Origin of the sequence: Bacillus sp. BB51/4 (assembly GCF_008368845.1) — a bacterium.
GTDB classification, from domain to species: domain Bacteria; phylum Bacillota; class Bacilli; order Bacillales; family Bacillaceae_G; genus Bacillus_A; species Bacillus_A wiedmannii.
The window spans coordinates 1-22,514 of record NZ_QOSC01000020.1; the positions used below are offsets into that span (position 1 = coordinate 1).

Consider the following 22,514-nt stretch of genomic DNA (forward strand, 5'->3'; position numbering starts at 1 on the left):
CTTATGTTAACATCTTCGTTTTTCAATGTCAACTAAGTTTTTCAATTTCTTTTTTTGTCGTTTTCTGCGTTTCCGCATCAGCGACGGTTATTAATTTATCATATAATAACCATTAACGTCAACACTTTTTAATAAAAAATTCTTTTCCTTACATAACGCATACACTCTTCTGCATTAGCGACTCTTCGAAACAAACAAAAAATGATTTTATATCTTTCTTCCATCGCCTTTTTTACAACGTCATGAATACGTTCATCTTCAAAATCAAATAACAGTTCTTCTAACTCTCTCTTCAATATGTATTCCATTTCTTTTTTCTCTTCTTTTGTTAACATAAACCCAAGCAAATCCTCACCTCAATCATTTCTTACAAAGCAATAAACGTTACGCTCATTTTCACTTATCAAAATCCTATCATTCATTATATCCACTGCTTACGATATTAATCCTTTGTTCTCTTTTTAATATTTAAAGCATATATGTAACTGAAAAGGATTGGACAAAGGGGCGTAATATTATGTTTTTCTTTTTTATTACGAGTAAACGAGCTTTTAAACACATTAGCTTAATAGTGATACTTTCCTTATTTACAGCATGGCTTCTCTTTTTAAAAACATATTCACATGAATCTGCTTTTTCAACTGCGACAGGACCTAAAGTTATTTACAAAGGAGACACCTCTAAAAAACAAGTTGCATTCACGTTTGATATTAGTTGGGGAGACAAAAAAGCAATTCCAATCCTTGATACACTTAAAGAAAGAGACATTAAGAATGCAACCTTCTTCGTTTCTGCTGCATGGGCAGAAAGACATCCTGATGTTGTTGAACGCATCATAAAAGATGGACATGAAATCGGTAGTATGGGCTATAATTACACGTCCTACACTTCTCTAGAGGCAAATGAAATACGAAGAGATCTTTTACGAGCACAAGATGTTTTTACAAAACTTGGTGTGAAACAAGTCAAACTATTACGTCCACCTAGTGGAGACTTTAACAAAGCAACACTTAAAATAGCAGAATCACTCGGATACACCATCGTCCATTGGAGTAATAACTCAAACGACTGGAAAAACCCAGGTGTAAACAATATCGTTTCCAATGTCTCTACTAATTTAAAAGGTGGAGATATCGTCTTATTACATGCATCCGATTCTGCCCTTCAAACAAATAAAGCTTTACCACTGCTTCTGCAAAAATTAAAGAGTGACGGATATGAGCAAATATCGGTATCACAACTTATTTCTAACACAAGTACAAAAAGTAAAGATGTAAGGTAATTCTTTTCCCTCGTGCCTTCACACATAAAAAGCTCTACTACCTATCATTAAGGTAGTAGAGCTTTTTTCATCCCGATATTTATATTCGTACAACCACCCTGCATAAAAACTCAAAAATCTCTCTTACTTAAGCCGACTTACTCGCCTTTCCAATTAAACGATGTAATATAAGTAACTGATATGCATTACATAATAAAAGTGGTATCACCATTAAATACAACCAATCTGTGTCATTAATACGAAGCGCTGGTACCCACTCAAGAATTGTTACAACAACCATAAAGAACAAAGCGGGCACAAATGCCTTTCTATTCGTTTCTTTACTTTTTATGTAAGCAACAATCGCCCCAAACATAAATAATACACCTGCAACAAGTATGTTATTCCCTAACGAAACTTCCCCATTTGCAATCAATATGGATCTTAAATACACGAAATCAAATAAAACGAATGCAATAAAGAAGAGCTGGACTGCATTCCATAAAGAAGGTGACCTAAACATCCCCAGTCCAAAACGATGGATTGTTAAATAGGCAAAGAACCCCATTTGACTTATAACACTAAAAATAAATCCTACACCCATCAACCAGAAGGAAACTGCTAAAATCTCCTTTCCGTCGAAATTTTGAAAAAATTTAACGTACTTGTCCCACTCCAAAACAAATCCAATAATGACCGTGCTAATCCCACCAAGAAACAACGTCGTAAAAAACAGTCGTACCCACTTGCGGCTATTCACAACACATCCCCCATTATCCTTATATTTCTAATTAAATTGTATCAATGACAATTTCAAAAAGCTAGCCATGTTCATGTATAAATTCCTTAAAGATATTTATATTAAAAAGAGAGAACTGTGTTGAAAGGAGTTCCAACTTATGAAACGGATGCTGCTCGTTTTGACTTCTTCTTTTCTATTTCTTGTACTTGTAGCATGTGCACAAGGAAAAGAAGCAAAGTCCGAACTTGATTACGATCAAACGAAGAAAATGATTGTTGATATTTTAAAAACCGATCAAGGTAAGAAAGCCATTCAAGATGTGTTAACTGATGAAAAAATGAAACAAGCACTCATACTAGATGAAACAGTAGTAAAGAAAACGATTGAAGATGCAATGGTATCCGACAAAGGGCAACAATTCTGGGAAAAGCTCTTTAAAGACCCTGAGTTCTCATCGAAATTCGCTAAAAGTATGGGAAAAGAACAAACAACCTTAATGAAAACATTACTAAAAGACCCTGAATACCAAGCAGGCGTTATAGAAATTATGAAAAATCCTGAAGTAGAAAAAATGATGTTACAAACAATGAAGAGCAAAGAATACCGCCAATATTTACAACAAGTACTAACAGAAACTGCTGAAAGCCCACTCTTCCAAGCTAAGATGATTGATATTATTAGTAAAGGTGTACAAAAGGCCGAAAAAAGTGGATCTGATAAAAAAGAAGCAGGCGGTGAAGGTGGTTCCCAAGACGGTAAAAAGGAGCAACAGTAAAAATAATAATTATAATAATGAGTGGACAATATATGTATCGTCCACTCATTATTATTTTATTTTTGTGTGACAGCTATTTTATCAATTACTGTCTCAGCTATCGTACGATAAATAAGACCCGTCGTATGTGTATCTTCATATACTGAAGGCGCAAAGTCATCTTTATTCCAATCAGGTTGTTGAAGCGGGATTCGGCCAAGTACTTCTGTTTGAAGTTCTGTAGCTAATTTATCTCCTCCACCTCTTCCAAACACATATTCTTTTTCACCAGTTGTTTTACTTTCAAAATACGCCATATTTTCAACAACACCAAGAATACTATGTTCTGTACGTAAAGCCATGGCTCCAGCACGCGCTGCCACAAATGCCGCTGTTGGATGTGGCGTTGTTACAATAATCTCTTTACAAGCTGGCAACATTGAATGTAAGTCTAGCGCAACATCACCTGTACCCGGTGGTAAATCTAAAACTAAATAGTCTAAATCGCCCCACTCTACTTCTGTAAAGAAGTGATTTAACATTTTCCCAAGCATAGGGCCTCTCCAAATAACCGGTGCATTATCTTCTACAAAGAATCCCATTGAAATTACCTTTACACCTAGACGCTCCACTGGAATGATTCTATCTCCTCTTACAACAGGACGTTTTTCTATCCCCATCATATCCGGTACGCTAAAACCATAAATATCAGCATCAATGATACCAACCTTTTTACCTAAACGAGCTAAAGCAATGGCAAGGTTAACAGAAACTGTTGATTTTCCGACTCCACCTTTTCCACTCGCCACTGCTAAAAATGTTGTTTTTGAATTTGGTGACAATAAAGATTCAGTTTGCTCTTCTTCCTGTTCCGGTGCAAACTGAGCTAATTCCTCTTCTGTAAATTCTGCAAAGCGAAGCCCTACTGTTGCTGCCCCTAGTTCTTTTACTAACTTTACAATTCCAGATTGCAATTGCATTTGTTCCGCTGTACCGGTTTTTACAATTGCAATTTTAACACTTACATGTTCCTTCTCAGGCTTAACTGTTACCTCTTTAATTGCACCTGTTTCTTTTAACGTTTTATGTAAAAACGGATCTACAATCCCTTCTAACGCTTCCACTACTTGCTCTTTCGTTACCATTGTTAGCCCAGCCCCCTGTATGAAAAATAACGTAATGTTAATTAAATTTATCTCTCTTTATTTTTGAAATAAATGCGTTTACATTTCCAGTATAACATATTTTCGGAAAACTTCGTTAACGAGAGAAACTCAAAAAATCCTCCTTATTCTGGAGGATTCCCTTTTTCCGTGAAATAACGTAATATACCACGATATACTGCAGCCGCTACCTTTTGCTGATATTTCTCCGAATTTAACATATACCTTTCGTTTACATTCGATAAAAAGCCAGCTTCAATTAAAGCACCTGGTGTTTTCGCATACTTTAATAAATACACATGAGAAATTGTTTTAGCAGAACGATTCGTATTCTCTAAACTCGTTCTCAATTCAGCTTGTATAAATTTCGCAGCACGTTCATTTTCAACCGAAGAACGGTAGTAGAACGTTTGTGCGCCTTTCGATCCACTGCTAGTTAAAGCATTTAAATGAATACTCGCAAAAAAGTCTACATCAGGCTTATTAATAATCTCTACACGCTTTTTTAAATCCTCTGCTTTACGTCTACTATATGATTTTGTATCTTTCTGAGCTAAATCATAATCTCCCTCACGTGTTAAAATAACTAGTGCACCTTGTTCTTGTAAATAATCTTGTACCTTCTTTGTAATCTCAAGCGTAATATCTTTTTCTATAATATCTTTTCCACCAACAGCCCCTCCGTCTGGCCCACCATGCCCAGCATCCAATACAATCACTTTCCCCGACAAGGGTAAATTCCAAGCTCGCCACGATTTTGTAATTTGAAATTCTTGTTTAACTAAAAAAAACAAAACAACCGCAGCGAGTGCAAAAGAGATAATTCGAATTCTCTTCATACCTTTCCTCCTCCAGCTAGTCCCTCTAATTACTTATATGGGACAAGAGGAAAGTTTATGCTTGTCTTAATGAAGCTTTAATCGATATCTTCTTTCACCTTTTTCATATCCTTCCTGCCACCATAAGCCGATAAACTGCTGGCAAGATTCAAAAAGTAATTCCTCATCTTGTAACTTAATTTCCCGCATAGTCATGCTCGTTAAAAATTGAAATAGTGTTTCCGTTAATTGTTGCTCTTCTTCTAAGGCTCTATATTTTACATCAAAGAATGATTCACCATAATAACCAAACTTACTGTATCTCGCTCCTAATAAATACGATTCTATCCCTAATTCAATACAGTAATCTTCATACTGACGATGAAGTTCCTGCATCTGAAAGGCATCCCTAATATTTGAACGTAATGTTTTTAATGATAATTCTCGCAGCATCTTCCGTTCATATTTCAACTGCTTTTCTTTTTGTTTTTCTTGTAAGCTGACAATGACATTCATAGCACTTATAAACCTCCCTAATACGTATTAGTCTAAACTTCTAAAGAAGAAGCATACGCGAGAGAATAGCACTAAAATATTCCAAACTACAAAAATTACAAAAGAGGAATGAAACATAAAAAAACCCCAACCAAAATGGTTGGGGTTTGTAGTTCGCAAAAATTAACGTTTTGAGAACTGAGGTGCACGACGTGCGCCTTTAAGACCGTATTTTTTACGCTCTTTCATACGTGCGTCACGAGTTAATAGACCTGCACGTTTTAGTGTTAGACGGTATTCTGGATCAGCTTTTAATAAAGCGCGAGAAATACCGTGACGAATAGCACCAGCTTGACCAGTGTATCCACCACCATTTACGTTTACAAGTACATCGTAGTTACCTAAAGTTTCTGTTGCAACTAGAGGTTGTTTCACTACTTCACGTAATGCAGCAAATGGGATATAGTTTTCAAAATCACGACCGTTAATGATAACGCGTCCTTCGCCTGGAACTAGGCGTACGCGCGCTACTGAACTCTTACGACGTCCAGTGCCATAGTATTGAACCTGTGCCAAAGTAAGCCCTCCTTTAATTGATTATCCGCGAAGTTCGTAAACTTCTGGTTTTTGTGCTTGGTGTGGATGCTCTGCTCCAGCATACACGTTTAATTTCTTAGATACTTGACGTCCTAAACGTCCTTTTGGAAGCATCCCTTTAATTGCAAGCTCTAACATTTGTACAGGGTAGTTTGTACGCATTTCTAGAGCTGTTCTTTGTTTAAGTCCACCTGGGTGGTTAGTGTGACGGTAGTAAATTTTATCGTTTAATTTATTACCTGTTAAATGAATTTTTTCAGCGTTAATAATAATTACATGATCACCCGTGTCAACGTGTGGTGTAAATGTAGGTTTGTTTTTACCGCGTAAAATAGATGCTACTTCAGTAGATAGGCGACCTAAAGTTTGACCTTCAGCATCAACCACATACCATTTACGCTCAACTTCGTTAGCTTTTGCCATAAAAGTCGTACGCATGTGTTTCCCTCCTCGTTATCTTTTCCATAGAAAAAATCTATTGTTTATCTTAAACACGATTTCCTTCCGGGGCTAATCGTGGTTTTAGAAACAATACCATATGTTATGATATACTTTTGAGTTTCTAATGTCAAGCAAATGTTACACCAGGATTAGTTGTTATAGTTTACCTGCCATAAGTAAAGTCCATGACCTGGAGCCATCTTTCCAGCAAACTGACGATTTTGTTTCGCTAAAATCTCTGAAATGCTATCAGGATCAAGCTTTCCTTGCCCTACGCTAAGTAACGTACCAACAATAATTCTGACCATATTATATAAAAATCCATTACCTACAAAACGAAAAATTAATTCATCGCCTTGCTCAATTAACTCAATTTCATAAATCGTTCGCACTTTATCTTTTTTGTCAGTTTTTGCCGAACAAAAAGAAGTGAAATCATGCGTTCCAATAAAATAAGGAATCGCTTTTCTTATAGAGCTTATTTCGAGCGGATATGGATATTGATATACGTAATTTCTACGGAATACATCCGCAGTCTTTGATAATAATACACGATAACGATATTCTTTTCTCTCGACACCGTAACGCGCATGAAATTCTTCTGTTTTTTTCTCTACCTGTCTGATAACAATATCATCTGGCAACATTGTGTTTAATGCATTACTCCATTGCCACTCTTCAAGAGACAACGGTGTATCAAAGTGTATGACTTGTCCTTTAGCGTGAACAGTAGAATCCGTTCTGCCCGATGCCTGAACACGAACAAGTTCTCCTTTATGCAATTTCTGCAAAGCTTTCTCAATCTCTTGTTGAACAGTACGATGCTGCGGCTGAATTTGATAACCACAAAAATGCATGCCATCATATGCAACCGTACATTTTATTCTATCCATTTCTCTATTCTCCATTACGATCGCACCCATGCCAAAATACAAGCTAAACAAAGTAAGCTTATAATCGTTACTGTATCGCTTGTTTTCCAGCGTAGTTGCCTAAATTTAGTACGTCCTTCGCCATTTTGATACCCACGTGCTTCCATAGCAATTGCTAAGTCCTCAGCACGCTTAAAAGCACTGATAAATAGAGGAACGAGTAGTGAGATAATAGCTTTTATCCTATCTTTTATCGGTCCTCCTGCGAAATCAATACCACGTGAAGCTTGTGCCTTCATTATTTTACTTGTTTCATCCATTAATGTCGGAATAAAACGAAGAGAAATTGACATCATTAATGCGATTTCATGAACAGGAACTTTTATACGTTTCAACGGCTTTAATAACGTCTCCAAACCATCTGTAATCTCAATAGGTGTCGTCGTTAACGTTAATAATGTCGTCATTAAAATAATAACGAAGAATCGTATAGAAATGTATATCCCTTGCTCTAATCCTTTTTCATGTATCGAAAACCAACCAAGCTGGAATAGTACTTCCCCTTCTTTATTTGTAAAAATATGCAGGAAAAATGTAAAAAGAAAAATCCATAGAATTGGTTTTAAGCCCGAAAGTACATAACGAATCGGCACTTTTGCAAAAAATAAAGCAATGAGTGCATATAAAAATAAAAATCCATATGAAATCGCATTATTTGCTAAGAAAACAACAAATACATATAAAAAGACAATCAGCAGCTTCGTACGTGGATCAAGTTGATGAATAAGAGACTTCCCTGGAATATATCTTCCAATAATCAACTGCTGCATGATTCATGACCACCTTTTCGTAACACCTGCACAACTTCATGAGTAAGATCCTCTAAAGATAAGGTAGCCTTTGGGATTGAAATGCCAAACTTCTCTTCAATTGCACGTTTATACTTTAAAGACATAGGAAGATCCACGCCAATTTTCTCTAGTTCATCAGCATGTGAAAATACTTCCTCTGCACTTCCTTGCAAAAAGACCGTTCCTTTATGCATGACTACAATCTGCTCCGCATACTTAGCAGCATCCTCCATATTATGTGTTACTAGGATAACTGTAAGACCTTTTTCCTTATGCAGCTTATAAAACATCTCCATAAGTTCATTCTGCCCTTTTGGATCTAGTCCTGCTGTAGGTTCATCTAATACAAGCACTTCGGGTTCCATCGCCAATACACCCGCTATCGCAACACGCCTCATTTGCCCACCACTTAACTCAAACGGTGAACGTGTTAACAGTTCTGGCTCTAACCCTACAAGTTCAATTGCCTCTCTTGCCTTTTGCTTCGCTTCTTCTACAGATACCCCAAAATTAGTAGGGCCGAAACAAATATCCTTCTCCACAGTCTCTTCAAACAACTGATGTTCTGGGAATTGAAAGACAACCCCTACCTTTTTACGTAGTGGCTTTAGCTTTTTTTCTTTCTTTCCTGCCGAAATGAAATGTTCACCAATTTGAACTGTGCCATTCGTCGGCTGCAATAAACCATTTAAATGTTGAATCATCGTCGACTTACCTGAACCAGTATGACCGATAATGGCATAATAGCCCCCACTTGGAAACGACACGTCTACATCATAAAGTGCGCGTCTTTCAAATGGAGTTTTATATTGATAACGATGTTCTACTTTTTGGAATGTAATCTCCAAAGTTCGTTCACCAAGCTTTCCATTGTAAGATGCGTATTTTGCAAGAGAATTTCATTTCTTTTTAATAATTCTGCTATTTTCACTGAAAATGGTACATCTAATCCAATTTCTTGGAGCATATGAGAGGACTTGAATATTTGCTTTGGAGTCCCTTCCTCTAATATTTCTCCCTTATTTAAAATAATGACACGGTCTGATTGCGCCGCTTCTTCTAAATCGTGCGTAATTGATAACACGGTAATACCTTTTTGATTAACAAGTTGTCTAACCGTTTCTACTACTTCACGTCTCCCTTGAGGATCTAGCATTGACGTTGCTTCATCTAATATCAAAATAGATGGCTGAAGTGCTAAAACGCCTGCTATTGCCACTCGCTGCTTTTGCCCACCAGATAACGAATGAGGTTCATCATTAAGAAAATCTTCCATACGGACAAGTTTGAGGGCCTGATCTAATCTTTCTACCATTTTCTCTCTTGGCATTCCGATATTCTCTAAGCCAAAAACAACGTCGTCTTGCACTGTCGTTCCAACAAATTGATTATCTGGATTTTGAAATACCATCCCAATTTGTTTTCGAACATCCCATACCGTTTCCTCTGATAAAACCATTGTATCATTTACTGTAATAGTCCCTGCTTCCGGCAAAAACAAACCATTCAATAATTTTGCAAGTGTAGACTTCCCTGAACCATTTTGTCCAATAACAGATACCCATTCTCCCTCATACAAGGAAAATGAAACATCTTTTAATGCATAAGTGGCTGCCCCAGGATATTGAAATGATATATTCTCTGTCCGAAGTTTCTCTTTTTTCAATACAAGGCACCCTTTCCTTCGCCAAGTTAGCCTATTTTTATATTTAAAAAAAAGGGCCATGACCAGTTTCTTGAAAAGAACTGTCCTGCCCTTTTAATTATCATTATACTAACTCGATAATTACCATTGGTGCTGCGTCTCCGCGACGTGGACCAATTTTTGCAATACGAGTGTATCCGCCTTGGCGCTCAGCATAGCGTGGAGCTACATCAGCGAATAATTTTTGAAGTGCATCTTGACCAGTCTCAGCGTTAGCTACTTCATTGCGAATGAAAGCTGCTGCTTGACGACGAGCGTGAAGATCTCCGCGTTTACCTAAAGTGATCATTTTTTCCACTACAGAACGAAGTTCTTTTGCACGAGTTTCTGTCGTTTGGATGCGCTCGTTGATAATTAAATCAGTAGCTAAATCACGTAACATAGCTTTACGTTGCGCACTTGTACGGCCTAATTTTCTGTATGCCATTCGTAGTTCCCTCCTTTGTTGATGGGTTTAAATCCTCAGTCGTCTTTACGTAAACCTAAACCTAATTCCTCAAGTTTATGTTTAACTTCTTCTAAGGATTTACGTCCTAAGTTACGAACTTTCATCATATCTTCTTCTGTTTTGTTCGCAAGCTCTTGTACAGTATTAATTCCTGCACGTTTTAGGCAATTATAAGAACGAACAGAAAGATCTAGTTCTTCGATAGTCATCTCAAGAACTTTCTCTTTTTGATCTTCTTCCTTCTCGACCATAATCTCAGCATTTTGTGCTTCATCAGTTAAACCAACAAAGATATTTAAATGCTCAGTTAAGATTTTGGCACCTAAAGAGATAGCTTCTTTTGGCCCGATGCTTCCATCCGTCCATACATCAAGCGTAAGCTTATCATAATTAGCCACTTGTCCGACACGTGTCTTTTCCACTTGGTAAGTCACACGTGATACTGGAGTATAAATAGAATCAATAGGAATTACTCCTATTGGTTGATCTTCGCTTTTATTTGCATCAGCTGGCGTATACCCACGGCCACGCTTTGCAGTTAAACGCATGCGGAAATGCGCATTTTTTGCTAACGTTGCAATGTGTAAATCTGGATTTAAGATTTCTACATCACTATCGTGAGTAATATCAGCAGCTGTGACAATACCTTCGCCCTGCACATCAATTTCCAACGTCTTCTCTTCTTCAGAGTAGATTTTAAGAGCTAACTTTTTCAAGTTTAAGATGATCGTCGTAACGTCTTCTACTACGCCCTCAACTGTTGAAAATTCATGTAATACGCCATCGATTTGGATAGCAGTAACAGCGGCACCAGGGAGTGAGGATAAAAGAATACGACGTAAGGAGTTACCCAAAGTAGTACCATATCCACGCTCAAGCGGTTCAATTACGAATTTACCATATTTAGCATCTTCGTTAAGTTCAACCGTTTCGATTTTCGGCTTTTCGATTTCAATCATTAACTAAACCCTCCTTCAAAACGTCGAAACCCCGGTTAAACAAAGGGATACCCCCTGTCTAACCGAAAGTCCCCCTTAGGCAGTTCCCGATTGTGCACAACAAGCGATGTTTCTGTACGAAATTTCTCGATAATGCATCATATCCATTATAGACAAAAGGGAAAATTCTATACAGAAAAATTACACACGACGACGTTTTGGTGGACGACATCCATTATGAGGAACTGGAGTAACATCTCTAATTGCTGTTACTTCTAGACCTGCAGCTTGAAGAGCACGAATTGCAGCTTCACGACCAGCACCAGGACCTTTAACAGTAACCTCTAAAGTTTTTAAACCGTGCTCCATTGCAACTTTAGCAGCAGCTTCAGCAGCCATTTGCGCAGCGAATGGAGTAGACTTACGAGATCCACGGAAACCAAGTGCACCAGCACTAGACCAAGAAAGTGCGTTACCATGAGTATCTGTAAGTGTTACGATTGTGTTGTTGAAAGTAGAACGAATATGAGCTATACCAGCTTCAATATTCTTTTTCACACGTTTTTTACGAGTGTTTGTTTTACGTGCCATTGTTAGTTCAACCTCCTTTACTTATTATTTCTTTTTATTTGCTACTGTACGACGTGGACCTTTACGTGTACGAGCATTGTTTTTAGAGTTTTGACCACGAACTGGTAAACCACGACGGTGACGAAGACCACGGTAAGAACCGATCTCCATTAGACGTTTAATGTTAAGAGATACTTCACGACGAAGGTCTCCCTCAACTTTAATACGATCGATGATATCACGGATACGTCCTAGTTCGTCTTCCGTTAAATCACGAACTCGTGTTTCTGAAGAAATACCAGCTTCAGTTAGAATTTTTTCAGCAGTTGTGCGACCAATGCCGAATACGTAAGTTAAAGAAATAACAACGCGTTTGTCTCGAGGAATATCTACACCTGCGATACGTGCCATTCTGAATGCACCTCCTTCTGATTAACCTTGTTTTTGTTTATGTTTAGGGTTTTCACAAATAACCATTACTTTTCCACGTCTACGAATAACTTTACATTTTTCGCAGATTGGTTTAACTGACGGTCTTACTTTCATGTCTCGAACCTCCTTAAAGATTACGGAGTGCTATATTATTTAAAACGGTACGTAATACGACCACGATTTAAATCGTACGGAGATAATTCTACCGTAACTTTGTCTCCTGGTAAAATACGAATGAAGTTCATACGGATTTTACCAGAAACGTGAGCCAATACGACATGCCCATTCTCTAATTCTACTTTGAACATAGCATTTGGCAACGTTTCAAGAACGGTACCTTCGACTTCAATTACATCATCTTTAGCCATTCAATAGTTCTCCCTTCTTCAAATCAGTAACATTTTACACTGCTCTGAAATCCCGGAGAGCCAGCTACTTATAAAGTGGTAAGGATTTCGTATCCTGCTTCTGTAAGAGCAATCGTGTGCTCAAAGTGTGCACACCATTTACCATCTACCGTTACCACTGTCCAGTCATCAGATAGTGTTTTTACATATCGTCTTCCTTGATTCACCATCGGCTCGACACAGATGACCATTCCCGGCTTTAATCTAGGGCCTCTATTTGGTGGACCATAGTGCGGGATTTGAGGGTCCTCATGTAAGTCTTGCCCGATTCCGTGACCAACATACTCCCTAACGATCGAGAACCCATTCTCTTCAGCATGGGTTTGAACCGCATGTGAGATATTTGATAATCTTTCGCCTGGTTTTACTTGTTCTAGACCAAGATACAACGATTTTTCTGTGACATCAAGTAGCTTTTGAACAGATTCAGAAATGTTTCCAACTGGATACGTCCATGCAGAATCTCCATGGTACCCATTGTATTTCGCACCAATATCGATACTGATGATATCGCCCTCTTCGAGCTTGCGCTTCCCTGGAATTCCGTGTACAAGCTCTTCATTTACAGAAGCACATATGCTCCCCGGAAATCCGTTGTATCCTTTAAAAGATGGCGTAGCACCATATTTTTGAATCGTCTTTTCCGCTATTTGATCGAGCTCTTTCGTTGTAATTCCTGGAGTAATATGCTGTTTCAACTCTTGATGAGTTAAAGCAACGATCCTGCCAGCTTCTCGCATGATTTCTATCTCGCGAGGAGTTTTGCAGATGATCATTACGCTAAGCCTCCGATGAGAACATCGATATCAGCAAATACTTTATTGATATCTTGCTCACCATTAATGCTTTGTAAGTAACCAAGCTCCTCGTAGAAATCAAGCAAAGGTTTTGTTTGCTTAATATTTACATCTAAACGATTTGCCACAGTTTCTTCATTGTCATCAGAGCGTTGATATAATTCGCCACCACATTTATCGCACACATCAGCTTTTGCTGGTGGATTGAATTCTAAGTGGTAAGTCGCACCGCACTCTTTACAAATGCGACGGCCTGTAAGGCGTGTTAATAACAACCCTGAATCCACATTAATGTTTAAAACATAGTCGATTTTTTTACCAAGATCTTTCATAATCTCTTCAAGAGCTGATGCTTGTGCAACAGTTCGTGGGAAACCGTCTAGTAAGAAACCTCTTACGCAGTCTTCTTGACTTAAACGTTCACGAACGATTCCGATTGTAACTTCATCTGGAACAAGTGCACCTTTATCAATAAAAGATTTTGCTTGTAGACCCATTTCAGTTTCAGCCTTCATAGCTGCACGGAACATATCTCCTGTTGAAATGTGAGGGATGTTATACTTGGCAACAATCTGTTCGGCTTGTGTACCTTTACCAGCACCAGGAAGCCCCATTAAAATTAAGTTCATCCTTGTTCCCCCTCAGAGTACATGAGCATGTAGGGAAGACAATTCTTCCCACTTACTCATTGCTTGATAAACCCTTTGTAATGGCGTTTTACCAGTTGACTTTCTAGCTGCTTCATTGTTTCTAAAGCAACGCCGACAACGATTAACATACTCGTTCCACCAATCTGTGCAGATGGAGGAAGATTTCCCAATTTCGTAAAGATAACTGGTAAGATTGCAATCGCTGCTAGGAAAATTGATCCTACAAAGGTCAAACGATACAAGATTTTTGTTAGATATTGTTCCGTATTCTTACCCGGACGAATACCTGGAACATATCCACCTTGTTTGTTTAGATTCTCTGACATTTGCTCTGGATTAACCTGAACAAACGCATAGAAATATGTGAAGGCTACAATGAGCGCAACATATATGATCATTCCCACTGGGTGAGAATAGTTAAAGTTTGCAATGATCCACTGCGATACATCATGATTCGGGAAGAACTGTGCAATAGTTGGAGGCGTAATTAAGAATGAAACAGCAAAAATGACTGGAATAACACCCGCACTATTTACCTTAAGCGGTAAATGTGTGTTTTGTGCTCCAGCATGATTCCCATTCCCTCCTGTTACACGCTTCGCATATTGAATTGGGATCTTTCTAACAGCCTGTTGAATGAAAATAACACCAACAATAACCGCTAGCACAGCTAGTAAGATCAATGCAACTTTAACGATACTCATGAACAATTGATCTCCGATATTTTGAAACTGTTGTTGATACACTTGAGATATAACACTTGGGATCGCTGCGGCAATACCGCCAAAGATAAGGATGGAAATACCATTACCTACACCTTTAGCTGTAATCTGTTCACCTAACCACATTAAAAATGCAGTACCAGCAGTCAGTACCGTAGCAATGTATAAATAAGTGCTCCAACCAGGATTCAAAATTAATTGCCCACCTACCATACCGTTAAAACCGATTGACATACCAAACCCCTGAATAAACGCAAGAACAATTGTAAAGTAACGCGTGAATTGCGTTAGTTTACGACGGCCCATTTCACCTTGCTTCGACCATTCCGAAAATTTAGGAACAACATCCATCTGCAATAATTGCACGATGATGGATGCTGTAATATACGGCATGATTCCCATCGCGAAGATGGAGAAGTTTTTCAAGGCGCCACCGCCAAATGTATTTAGGATACCTAAGGCATTTAATTGATCTTGTGCTTTCAGTACGTCTCCATTTGTAAATGGCACTGGGATAAACGTGCCAATCCTGAATACGATTAACATCGCTAAAGTGAATAATATTTTACGTCTTATCTCAGCAACGCGCATAAAGTTGGAGATTGTACGAAACATTAGATCACCTCAACTGATCCGCCAGCTGCTTCAATTGCTTCTTTAGCACTTGAAGAGAACTTGTGCGCTTTAACAGTTAATTTTTTCTCTACTGCGCCGCTTGCAAGAATTTTAACACCGTCGTTTAACTTGCTGATAACGCCAGTTTCCAGCAATAATTCAGGTGTTACTTCTGTACCATCTTCAAAACGATTTAACGTTGATAAGTTTACAATAGTAAACTCTTTACGGTTAATGTTTGTGAAGCCGCGTTTTGGTAAACGACGGAATAATGGAGTTTGACCACCTTCGAAGCCAAGACGAACACCGCCACCAGAACGTGCGTTTTGTCCTTTATGACCTTTACCAGCAGTTTTACCGTTACCAGAACCGATACCACGACCGACACGGTTACGTACTTTACGAGAACCTTCTGCAGGTTTTAATTCATGAAGTTTCATTCCCAGGCACCTCCTTATATTAATGAGTTATCCTTAAGCTTCTGTTACAGTTATAAGGTGAGAAACTTTGTTGATCATACCAAGAATAGCAGGAGTTTCTTCCTTAACTACAGTTGAATTCAACTTTTTAAGACCTAAAGCTTCTACCGTCGCACGTTGATCTTGTGGACGACCAATTACACTACGAGTGAGGGTAATTTCTAACTTTTTCGCCATTTGTTTTCCCTCCTTAACCTAGTAGCTCTTCTACAGATTTACCGCGTAATTTTGCAACATCTTCAGCGCGCTTAAGTTCGCTTAATCCGTTCACAGTAGCGCGAATCATGTTGATTGGTGTGTTAGAACCAAGAGATTTCGAAAGAATATCTTGTACACCAGCTAATTCAAGTACCGCACGAACAGGTCCACCAGCAATAACACCAGTACCTTCAGCAGCAGGTTTTAAGAATACTTCACCAGCTCCAAAATGACCGTTGATTGTGTGTGGAATTGTTGTACCAACTAATGGTACAGCGATTAAGTTTTTCTTAGCGTCTTCGATAGCTTTGCGGATTGCGTCTGGTACCTCTTGTGCTTTACCAGTACCGAATCCAACATGACCGTTTTTATCGCCAACTACAACTAGTGCAGCAAAGCGGAAACGACGACCACCCTTAACAACTTTCGCGACACGATTTATCGTAACTACACGTTCTTCAAGTTCTAATTTACTTGGGTCAATGCGATGCATCAATTTTCCCTCCTTTGACCATTAAAATTGTAATCCAGCCTCACGAGCAGCCTCAGCTAGAGCTTTAACACGGCCATGGTATAAGTAACCACCGCGATCGAATACTACTTCTTTAACGCCTTTCTCTACAGCACGCTTAGCAACTGATTCTCCTACTTTCGTAGCAGCTTCAGTATTGCTAGTACCGTTAAGAGCAAGGTCTTTATCAAGAGTAGATGCACTTACTAACGTTACACCATTTACATCATCAATAACTTGAGCGTAAATATGTTGGTTAGAACGGAACACGTTTAAACGTGGACGTTCTGCAGTACCAGTAAGTTTAGCACGTACACGTGCATGTCTTTTCTTACGAGTCGCATTTTTATCAGCTTTAGTGATCATTCTTGTCACTCCTTTCTCTCACCTAACGGGTTTACTTAGCAGTTTTACCTTCTTTACGACGAACAACTTCGCCTTCGTAACGAATACCTTTACCTTTATAAGGCTCAGGAGCACGTACAGCACGGATGTTAGCAGCAAATTCGCCAACACGTTGCTTGTCGATACCTTTGATTACGATTTTAGTTGGTACAGGTACTTCAACTTCAAGACCTGCTTCCGGAGTCATTTCTACTGGATGAGAATAACCTACGCTTAATACAAGTTTATCTCCTTGTTTTTGAGCACGGTAACCAACACCGACTAATTCAAGTCCGCGTGCGAAACCTGTAGTTACACCTTCAACCATGTTTCCGATTAAAGCACGAGTTGTACCGTGTAATGCACGGTGTTCCTTCTGTTCAGATGGACGCTCAACTGTTAGTGTATTTTCTTCAATTTTGATAGACATATCAGCATTGAATTTACGAGTTAATTCACCTTTAGGGCCTTTTACTGCTACAGTATTGTCTTCTGCAATTGTAATAGTAACACCTGCAGGGATTTCAAGAATCTTTTTACCAATACGAGACATGTGGTCACACCTCCGTTCGTTTTAAATATATATTACCAAACGTATGCTACTACTTCTCCACCAGTTTGTAATTGACGAGCGTCTTTGTCTGTCATTACTCCCTTAGATGTAGAAACAAGAGCGATACCTAATCCGTTAAGTACACGTGGTACTTCATCAGCTTTAGCGTAAACGCGTAAGCCAGGTTTACTGATACGTTTTAATCCAGTGATTACACGTTCATTGTTTGCACCATATTTCAGGAAAATACGAAGGATACCTTGTTTGTTATCCTCGATGTATTCTACATCACGAATGAAACCTTCACGTTTTAAAAGTTCAGCGATCTCTTTTTTGATTTTAGAAGCAGGAACCTCTAATTTCTCATGACGTACCATGTTCGCATTACGGATGCGAGTAAGCATGTCTGCAATTGGATCTGTCATCACCATGTGTTTTACCTCCTTCCCATTTGTGGGTTTTACCAACTAGCTTTTTTAACACCAGGAATTTGACCTTTATATGCAAGTTCACGGAAACAAATACGGCAAAGCTTAAATTTGCGGTATACAGAATGCGGACGACCGCAGCGTTCGCAACGTGTATACTCTTGTACTTTAAACTTAGGAGTACGCTTTTGTTTCGCTATCATAGATTTTTTAGCCACGTTTTCGCCTCCTCTACTTAGCGTTGGTTTCCATTATTTTTGGAATGGCATACCGAATTGTGTTAAAAGTTCACGAGCTTCTTCATCAGTTTTCGCTGTAGTAACGATTACGATGTCCATACCGCGGACTTTGCTTACTTTATCATAATCAATCTCAGGGAAGATAAGTTGCTCTTTAACACCTAATGTGTAGTTCCCACGACCATCGAATGATTTCTTAGAAACACCACGGAAATCACGTACACGTGGTAAAGAAACTGATACTAATTTGTCGAAGAACTCATACATTTGCTCGCCGCGTAAAGTTACTTTCGCACCGATTGGCATACCTTCACGAAGACGGAAACCAGCGATTGATTTTTTAGCACGAGTTACAACAGGTTTTTGACCTGCGATTTGTGTTAATTCTTCTACTGCATTGTCTAAAGCTTTTGAGTTAGATACCGCGTCACCAACACCAGTGTTGATTACGATCTTTTCGATTTTCGGTACTTCCATCACAGATTTATAGTTAAACTTGCTCACTAGAGCAGGAGTAATTTCCTTTTGGAACTTCTCTTTAAGGCGATTCAATGAAGTGACCTCCTTTCTTAAGAAAATTATTTATCTAATAATTCACCAGATTTTTTTGCAATACGAACTTTTTTACCATCTTCTACTTTGAAGCCTACGCGAGTAGGTTCACCTGTTTTCGGATCTAAAACCATAACGTTAGAAACGTGAATAGGTGCTTCTTTAGTAATAATTCCACCTTGTGGATTTAATTGAGATGGCTTAGAGTGTTTTTTAACGATGTTAACACCCTCAACGATAACACGGTTTTGCTTTGGGAAAGCCACAAGGATAACGCCTTGTTTTCCTTTGTCTTTTCCAGTGATTACCTGTACTTTATCACCTTTTTTTACATGCATCTTAATTCTGCACCTCCTTAGCAAGGCAATACCTTAAATTATAGAACTTCTGGAGCTAAAGAAACGATCTTCATGAAGTTGCTATCACGTAATTCACGAGCTACTGGTCCGAAGATACGAGTACCACGTGGGCTCTTATCGTCTTTGATGATAACCGCTGCGTTTTCATCAAATTTGATATAAGAACCGTCCGGACGACGAGCTCCGCTCTTCGTACGTACCACTACTGCTTTAACAACGTCACCTTTTTTAACAACGCCACCTGGTGTTGCTTGTTTTACCGTAGCAACGATAATGTCACCAATGTTAGCATATTTACGACCAGAGCCGCCTAATACTTTAATTGTTAAAAGTTCACGTGCACCAGAGTTGTCAGCAACTTTCAAACGAGATTCTTGTTGGATCATGTTATGAAACCTCCCTTCGGACTAAAAATTCCGATTCGTCTATTTAGATAATAACCGCTTCTTCAACGATTTCAACTAAACGGAAACGCTTAGTAGCAGAAAGCGGGCGAGTTTCCATGATTTTAACGATATCGCCAAGTTTCGCTTGGTTTTGCTCATCATGGGCTTTGTACTTCTTAGAATACTTAACACGTTTTCCGTACAAGGAATGAGTTTTGTAAGTTTCAACTAAAACTGTAATCGTTTTGTCCATTTTGTCAGACACAACACGACCAGTATAAACTTTGCGTTGGTTACGTTCGCTCACTATGCAAACCTCCCCTCAATTTATCGATTAATTCCGATCTCTCTTTCACGAACTACAGTTTTCATACGAGCAATTGCTTTACGCACTTCACGAATGCGAGTTGGATTCTCTAATTGTCCTGTAGCAAGTTGGAAGCGAAGATTGAACAATTCTTCCTTTAAAGCTTTAACTTTTGTTTCGATTTCGGCAGTGGTTAATTCACGAATATCATTAGTTTTCATTAGATTCACCACCATTTTCTTCACGTTTTACGAATTTACATTTCACAGGTAACTTGTGAGCTGCAAGACGTAATGCTTCGCGTGCTACCTCTTCAGATACACCCGCGATTTCGAACATAATTTTCCCAGGTTTTACTACTGCTACCCAGCCTTCTGGTGCCCCTTTACCGGAACCCATACGTACTTCTAGAGGTTTTGCAGTGTAAGGTTTAGAAGGGAAAATTTTAATCCATACTTTACCGCCACGTTTCATGTAACGAGTCATTGCACGACGAGCAGCTTCGATTTGACGGTTTGTAATCCATGAAGCAGCTTGTGCTTGTAAACCGAATTCACCGAAAGCAATTTCAGTTCCACCTTTTGCACGACCACGCATTTTACCACGATGCTCTCTACGATATTTTACGCGTTTTGGCATTAACATATTATTTTCCTCCTTCCTCAGAAGCTTTCTTTTTTGTAGGAAGGACTTCTCCACGGTAGATCCATACTTTTACGCCTAATTTACCGTATGTTGTATCAGCTTCAACTGCTGCATAGTCAATATCAGCGCGAAGTGTATGAAGTGGAACAGTTCCTTCACTGTAAGATTCTGCACGAGCGATATCAGCTCCGCCAAGACGACCAGAAACCTGTGTTTTAATACCTTTAGCACCTGCACGCATAGCACGTTGAATAACTTGCTTTTGTGCACGACGGAATGATACACGGTTTTCTAATTGACGAGCGATGTTTTCGCCTACTAATTTAGCGTTAAGATCAGCTCTCTTAACTTCTAAAATGTTGATGTGTACACGCTTGCCTGTTAATTGGTTAAGAGCTTTACGAAGTGCTTCAACTTCAGTACCACCTTTACCAATTACCATACCAGGTTTTGCAGTGTGAATTGTAACATTTACACGATTTGCTGCACGTTCGATTTCTACTTTAGCAACAGCAGAATCTTTTAAGCGTACAGTAATGTACTCACGGATTTTGATGTCTTCATGTAGTAATGTAGCATAATCTTTCTCTGCGAACCAACGAGATTCCCAGTCACGGATAACGCCGACACGAAGACCAATTGGATTAACCTTTTGACCCATCGATTATCCCTCCTTCTTTTCTGATACCACAACTGTAATGTGGCTTGTGCGTTTGTTAATTTGGCTTGCACGACCCATTGCACGTGGACGGAAACGTTTCAACGTTGGACCTTCGTCAACGAAAACTTTTTCAACAACTAGGTTGTTAATATCCATCTCATAATTGTGCTCTGCATTTGCGATTGCAGATTTTAAAACTTTCTCTACAACTGGAGAAGCAGTTTTTGGTGTGTGGTTAAGGATAGCAATCGCTTCACCCACTTGCTTACCTCGGATTAAGTCTACTACTAAACGAACTTTACGAGGAGCAATACGAACTGTTCTCGCTACTGCTTTAGCTTGCATTGAAGTGCCTCCTCTCATTATCTTCTAGTTTTCTTATCGTCAGCAAGGTGACCTTTATACGTACGAGTTGGTGCGAATTCACCTAACTTATGGCCAACCATATCCTCAGTGATGTACACAGGTACGTGTTTACGACCATCATATACAGCGATTGTGTGTCCGATGAACTGAGGGAAGATTGTTGAACGGCGAGACCAAGTTTTAACAACTTGTTTTTGCTCAGATGCAACTAATTTTTCCATTTTGCTCATTAAGTGATCATCGACAAATGGTCCTTTTTTTAAGCTACGAGCCATTTTGGTGCCTCCCTTCGTGATTGGCGTACGGTTCTAGAAATGAACCGTACTACAATCCCATTATTTTTTACGACGACGAACGATGAATTTGTCAGACGCTTTGTTTTTCTTACGAGTCTTGAATCCAAGAGTTGGTTTACCCCATGGAGACATTGGAGACTTACGTCCGATTGGAGAACGTCCTTCACCACCACCGTGTGGGTGATCAACCGGGTTCATTACAGAACCACGAACTGTTGGGCGTTTACCTAACCAGCGAGAGCGACCTGCTTTACCGATTTTGATAAGTTCGTGCTGTTCGTTACCTACTTGACCGATTGAAGCGCGACAAGCAGATAATACAAGACGTACTTCACCAGAAGTTAAACGTACAAGTACGTATTTACCTTCTTTACCAAGTACTTGAGCAGAAGTACCAGCAGAACGAACTAATTGTCCGCCACGGCCAGGCTTAAGCTCGATATTATGAACAACAGTACCTACTGGAATGTTGATTAATGGTAATGCGTTACCGATTTTGATGTCAGCTTCTGGGCCAGACATAACTTCCATACCTACTTCTAAAGATTTAGGAGCAAGAATGTAACGTTTTTCACCGTCAACGTAGTTAATTAATGCGATATTCGCAGAGCGGTTTGGATCGTATTCGATCGTAGCAACGCGTCCTGGAATTCCATCTTTGTTACGCTTAAAGTCGATGATACGGTATTGACGCTTATGTCCGCCACCTTGATGACGTACAGTAATTTTACCTTGGTTATTACGACCAGCCTTCTTGCTTAAAGGAGCAAGTAATGACTTTTCTGGTCTGTCAGTCGTGATTTCAGCGAAATCATTCGTAGTCATATTACGACGACCGTTAGTAGTTGGATTATACTTTTTAATTCCCATCT

39 protein-coding genes are annotated in these 22,514 nt (G+C 39.0%); 2 read left to right on the forward strand and 37 right to left on the reverse strand.

What is annotated here, in order from left to right; genetic code table 11:
* Positions 1-128 precede the first annotated feature (128 nt).
* Positions 129-347 carry a hypothetical protein gene (locus DN392_RS25820; RefSeq protein WP_000900297.1) on the reverse strand — a complete coding sequence of 73 codons (219 nt, stop codon included), beginning with the start codon at positions 345-347 and terminating at the stop codon, positions 129-131.
* Between the two features lie 170 nt (positions 348-517).
* Between DN392_RS25820 and pdaB the strand changes: the two genes are divergently transcribed.
* The gene (gene pdaB, locus DN392_RS25825; protein ID WP_000464699.1) at positions 518-1,282 is read left to right on the forward strand and encodes a polysaccharide deacetylase family sporulation protein PdaB; all 765 of its coding nucleotides are present in this window, start codon (positions 518-520) and stop codon (positions 1,280-1,282) included.
* A 127-nt stretch (positions 1,283-1,409) separates the two neighbouring features.
* Here pdaB and kbaA read toward each other — a convergent pair whose 3' ends face one another.
* Positions 1,410-2,021, reverse strand: coding sequence for a KinB signaling pathway activation protein KbaA (gene kbaA, locus DN392_RS25830; protein ID WP_001088512.1), 612 nt, complete (start codon positions 2,019-2,021; stop codon positions 1,410-1,412).
* A gap of 139 nt (positions 2,022-2,160) precedes the next feature.
* On the opposite strand from kbaA, the gene gerD reads away from it, so the two are divergent.
* The gene (gene gerD, locus DN392_RS25835; RefSeq protein WP_000827523.1) at positions 2,161-2,778 is read left to right on the forward strand and encodes a spore germination protein GerD; all 618 of its coding nucleotides are present in this window, start codon (positions 2,161-2,163) and stop codon (positions 2,776-2,778) included.
* Positions 2,779-2,834: 56 nt separating this feature from the next.
* Here the strand turns inward: gerD and DN392_RS25840 are convergent, their stop codons facing one another.
* The 35 genes from DN392_RS25840 to rplB all read right to left on the reverse strand — a co-directional run bounded on the left by DN392_RS25840 (position 2,835) and on the right by rplB (position 22,512).
* Positions 2,835-3,902 (reverse strand): Mrp/NBP35 family ATP-binding protein, encoded by a 1,068-nt coding sequence (locus tag DN392_RS25840; protein ID WP_000256610.1) that lies wholly within the window; start codon positions 3,900-3,902, stop codon positions 2,835-2,837.
* Between the two features lie 143 nt (positions 3,903-4,045).
* A complete protein-coding gene (cwlD, locus tag DN392_RS25845; protein ID WP_000822446.1) occupies positions 4,046-4,759 on the reverse strand; it encodes an N-acetylmuramoyl-L-alanine amidase CwlD in 714 nt (237 codons plus the stop codon).
* A 66-nt stretch (positions 4,760-4,825) separates the two neighbouring features.
* A complete protein-coding gene (locus DN392_RS25850; protein WP_001101006.1) occupies positions 4,826-5,254 on the reverse strand; it encodes a YbaK family protein in 429 nt (142 codons plus the stop codon).
* Positions 5,255-5,416: 162 nt separating this feature from the next.
* Positions 5,417-5,809 (reverse strand): 30S ribosomal protein S9, encoded by a 393-nt coding sequence (gene rpsI, locus DN392_RS25855; protein ID WP_000079986.1) that lies wholly within the window; start codon positions 5,807-5,809, stop codon positions 5,417-5,419.
* A gap of 21 nt (positions 5,810-5,830) precedes the next feature.
* Entirely contained in the window at positions 5,831-6,268 is a 438-nt protein-coding gene (gene rplM / locus DN392_RS25860) for a 50S ribosomal protein L13 (RefSeq protein WP_001260795.1), read from the reverse strand.
* 152 nt (positions 6,269-6,420) lie between these two features.
* Positions 6,421-7,164: a tRNA pseudouridine(38-40) synthase TruA gene (gene truA / locus DN392_RS25865; RefSeq protein ID WP_002109135.1), complete on the reverse strand. Its 744-nt coding sequence runs from the start codon at positions 7,162-7,164 to the stop codon at positions 6,421-6,423.
* A gap of 14 nt (positions 7,165-7,178) precedes the next feature.
* Positions 7,179-7,973 carry an energy-coupling factor transporter transmembrane component T family protein gene (locus DN392_RS25870; RefSeq protein ID WP_001186519.1) on the reverse strand — a complete coding sequence of 265 codons (795 nt, stop codon included), beginning with the start codon at positions 7,971-7,973 and terminating at the stop codon, positions 7,179-7,181.
* Positions 7,961-8,842: an energy-coupling factor ABC transporter ATP-binding protein gene (locus DN392_RS25875; RefSeq protein ID WP_000406519.1), complete on the reverse strand. Its 882-nt coding sequence runs from the start codon at positions 8,840-8,842 to the stop codon at positions 7,961-7,963. Before DN392_RS25875 ends, DN392_RS25870 begins: the two co-directional genes overlap by 13 nt.
* Entirely contained in the window at positions 8,818-9,660 is an 843-nt protein-coding gene (locus tag DN392_RS25880; RefSeq protein WP_000711780.1) for an energy-coupling factor ABC transporter ATP-binding protein, read from the reverse strand. Before DN392_RS25880 ends, DN392_RS25875 begins: the two co-directional genes overlap by 25 nt.
* A 103-nt stretch (positions 9,661-9,763) precedes the next feature.
* Entirely contained in the window at positions 9,764-10,126 is a 363-nt protein-coding gene (rplQ, locus tag DN392_RS25885; RefSeq protein ID WP_000331490.1) for a 50S ribosomal protein L17, read from the reverse strand.
* A 35-nt stretch (positions 10,127-10,161) separates the two neighbouring features.
* Positions 10,162-11,106 (reverse strand): DNA-directed RNA polymerase subunit alpha, encoded by a 945-nt coding sequence (locus tag DN392_RS25890; RefSeq protein WP_000569644.1) that lies wholly within the window; start codon positions 11,104-11,106, stop codon positions 10,162-10,164.
* Positions 11,107-11,286: 180 nt separating this feature from the next.
* A complete protein-coding gene (gene rpsK, locus DN392_RS25895; RefSeq protein WP_000101797.1) occupies positions 11,287-11,676 on the reverse strand; it encodes a 30S ribosomal protein S11 in 390 nt (129 codons plus the stop codon).
* A gap of 24 nt (positions 11,677-11,700) precedes the next feature.
* The gene (rpsM, locus tag DN392_RS25900) at positions 11,701-12,066 is read right to left on the reverse strand and encodes a 30S ribosomal protein S13 (protein ID WP_000090790.1); all 366 of its coding nucleotides are present in this window, start codon (positions 12,064-12,066) and stop codon (positions 11,701-11,703) included.
* A gap of 21 nt (positions 12,067-12,087) precedes the next feature.
* On the reverse strand, positions 12,088-12,201 hold the full coding sequence (rpmJ, locus tag DN392_RS25905; RefSeq protein WP_000868344.1) for a 50S ribosomal protein L36: 114 nt from the start codon (positions 12,199-12,201) through the stop codon (positions 12,088-12,090).
* A 35-nt stretch (positions 12,202-12,236) separates the two neighbouring features.
* Positions 12,237-12,455 (reverse strand): translation initiation factor IF-1, encoded by a 219-nt coding sequence (gene infA, locus DN392_RS25910; protein WP_001029884.1) that lies wholly within the window; start codon positions 12,453-12,455, stop codon positions 12,237-12,239.
* A 68-nt stretch (positions 12,456-12,523) separates the two neighbouring features.
* On the reverse strand, positions 12,524-13,270 hold the full coding sequence (gene map / locus DN392_RS25915; RefSeq protein ID WP_000582534.1) for a type I methionyl aminopeptidase: 747 nt from the start codon (positions 13,268-13,270) through the stop codon (positions 12,524-12,526).
* The gene (locus DN392_RS25920; protein ID WP_001048998.1) at positions 13,270-13,920 is read right to left on the reverse strand and encodes an adenylate kinase; all 651 of its coding nucleotides are present in this window, start codon (positions 13,918-13,920) and stop codon (positions 13,270-13,272) included. The genes map and DN392_RS25920 overlap by 1 nt, the downstream gene beginning before the upstream one ends.
* Positions 13,921-13,976: 56 nt before the next feature.
* Positions 13,977-15,278: a preprotein translocase subunit SecY gene (gene secY / locus DN392_RS25925; protein WP_000490119.1), complete on the reverse strand. Its 1,302-nt coding sequence runs from the start codon at positions 15,276-15,278 to the stop codon at positions 13,977-13,979.
* Positions 15,278-15,718, reverse strand: a complete 441-nt coding sequence (rplO, locus tag DN392_RS25930) for a 50S ribosomal protein L15 (protein ID WP_000766083.1) — start codon at positions 15,716-15,718, stop codon at positions 15,278-15,280. Before rplO ends, secY begins: the two co-directional genes overlap by 1 nt.
* A 33-nt stretch (positions 15,719-15,751) precedes the next feature.
* Positions 15,752-15,934 carry a 50S ribosomal protein L30 gene (gene rpmD / locus DN392_RS25935; RefSeq protein WP_001085232.1) on the reverse strand — a complete coding sequence of 61 codons (183 nt, stop codon included), beginning with the start codon at positions 15,932-15,934 and terminating at the stop codon, positions 15,752-15,754.
* A gap of 13 nt (positions 15,935-15,947) precedes the next feature.
* Positions 15,948-16,448 (reverse strand): 30S ribosomal protein S5, encoded by a 501-nt coding sequence (rpsE, locus tag DN392_RS25940; RefSeq protein WP_000554646.1) that lies wholly within the window; start codon positions 16,446-16,448, stop codon positions 15,948-15,950.
* A gap of 21 nt (positions 16,449-16,469) precedes the next feature.
* The gene (rplR, locus tag DN392_RS25945) at positions 16,470-16,832 is read right to left on the reverse strand and encodes a 50S ribosomal protein L18 (protein ID WP_000628818.1); all 363 of its coding nucleotides are present in this window, start codon (positions 16,830-16,832) and stop codon (positions 16,470-16,472) included.
* 31 nt (positions 16,833-16,863) lie between these two features.
* Positions 16,864-17,403, reverse strand: coding sequence for a 50S ribosomal protein L6 (gene rplF / locus DN392_RS25950; protein WP_000086550.1), 540 nt, complete (start codon positions 17,401-17,403; stop codon positions 16,864-16,866).
* 32 nt (positions 17,404-17,435) lie between these two features.
* A complete protein-coding gene (gene rpsH / locus DN392_RS25955; RefSeq protein WP_000245511.1) occupies positions 17,436-17,834 on the reverse strand; it encodes a 30S ribosomal protein S8 in 399 nt (132 codons plus the stop codon).
* 29 nt (positions 17,835-17,863) lie between these two features.
* Positions 17,864-18,049 (reverse strand): 30S ribosomal protein S14, encoded by a 186-nt coding sequence (gene rpsN, locus DN392_RS25960; protein WP_001085700.1) that lies wholly within the window; start codon positions 18,047-18,049, stop codon positions 17,864-17,866.
* Between the two features lie 33 nt (positions 18,050-18,082).
* On the reverse strand, positions 18,083-18,622 hold the full coding sequence (rplE, locus tag DN392_RS25965) for a 50S ribosomal protein L5 (protein WP_001080829.1): 540 nt from the start codon (positions 18,620-18,622) through the stop codon (positions 18,083-18,085).
* A gap of 26 nt (positions 18,623-18,648) precedes the next feature.
* A complete protein-coding gene (gene rplX / locus DN392_RS25970) occupies positions 18,649-18,960 on the reverse strand; it encodes a 50S ribosomal protein L24 (RefSeq protein ID WP_000558201.1) in 312 nt (103 codons plus the stop codon).
* Between the two features lie 38 nt (positions 18,961-18,998).
* Positions 18,999-19,367, reverse strand: a complete 369-nt coding sequence (gene rplN / locus DN392_RS25975; protein ID WP_000615912.1) for a 50S ribosomal protein L14 — start codon at positions 19,365-19,367, stop codon at positions 18,999-19,001.
* A 43-nt stretch (positions 19,368-19,410) separates the two neighbouring features.
* Entirely contained in the window at positions 19,411-19,674 is a 264-nt protein-coding gene (rpsQ, locus tag DN392_RS25980; protein ID WP_000004106.1) for a 30S ribosomal protein S17, read from the reverse strand.
* Between the two features lie 20 nt (positions 19,675-19,694).
* Positions 19,695-19,895: a 50S ribosomal protein L29 gene (rpmC, locus tag DN392_RS25985; protein ID WP_000855718.1), complete on the reverse strand. Its 201-nt coding sequence runs from the start codon at positions 19,893-19,895 to the stop codon at positions 19,695-19,697.
* The gene (rplP, locus tag DN392_RS25990; RefSeq protein WP_000928969.1) at positions 19,885-20,319 is read right to left on the reverse strand and encodes a 50S ribosomal protein L16; all 435 of its coding nucleotides are present in this window, start codon (positions 20,317-20,319) and stop codon (positions 19,885-19,887) included. Before rplP ends, rpmC begins: the two co-directional genes overlap by 11 nt.
* Position 20,320: 1 nt before the next feature.
* The gene (gene rpsC, locus DN392_RS25995) at positions 20,321-20,980 is read right to left on the reverse strand and encodes a 30S ribosomal protein S3 (protein ID WP_000529958.1); all 660 of its coding nucleotides are present in this window, start codon (positions 20,978-20,980) and stop codon (positions 20,321-20,323) included.
* Between the two features lie 3 nt (positions 20,981-20,983).
* On the reverse strand, positions 20,984-21,325 hold the full coding sequence (gene rplV, locus DN392_RS26000) for a 50S ribosomal protein L22 (RefSeq protein WP_001148024.1): 342 nt from the start codon (positions 21,323-21,325) through the stop codon (positions 20,984-20,986).
* A 17-nt stretch (positions 21,326-21,342) separates the two neighbouring features.
* A complete protein-coding gene (gene rpsS, locus DN392_RS26005; RefSeq protein ID WP_000124454.1) occupies positions 21,343-21,621 on the reverse strand; it encodes a 30S ribosomal protein S19 in 279 nt (92 codons plus the stop codon).
* A gap of 60 nt (positions 21,622-21,681) precedes the next feature.
* Complete coding sequence (gene rplB / locus DN392_RS26010; protein ID WP_000511583.1) at positions 21,682-22,512, reverse strand: 50S ribosomal protein L2; 831 nt, start codon at positions 22,510-22,512, stop codon at positions 21,682-21,684.
* Positions 22,513-22,514 lie beyond the last annotated feature (2 nt).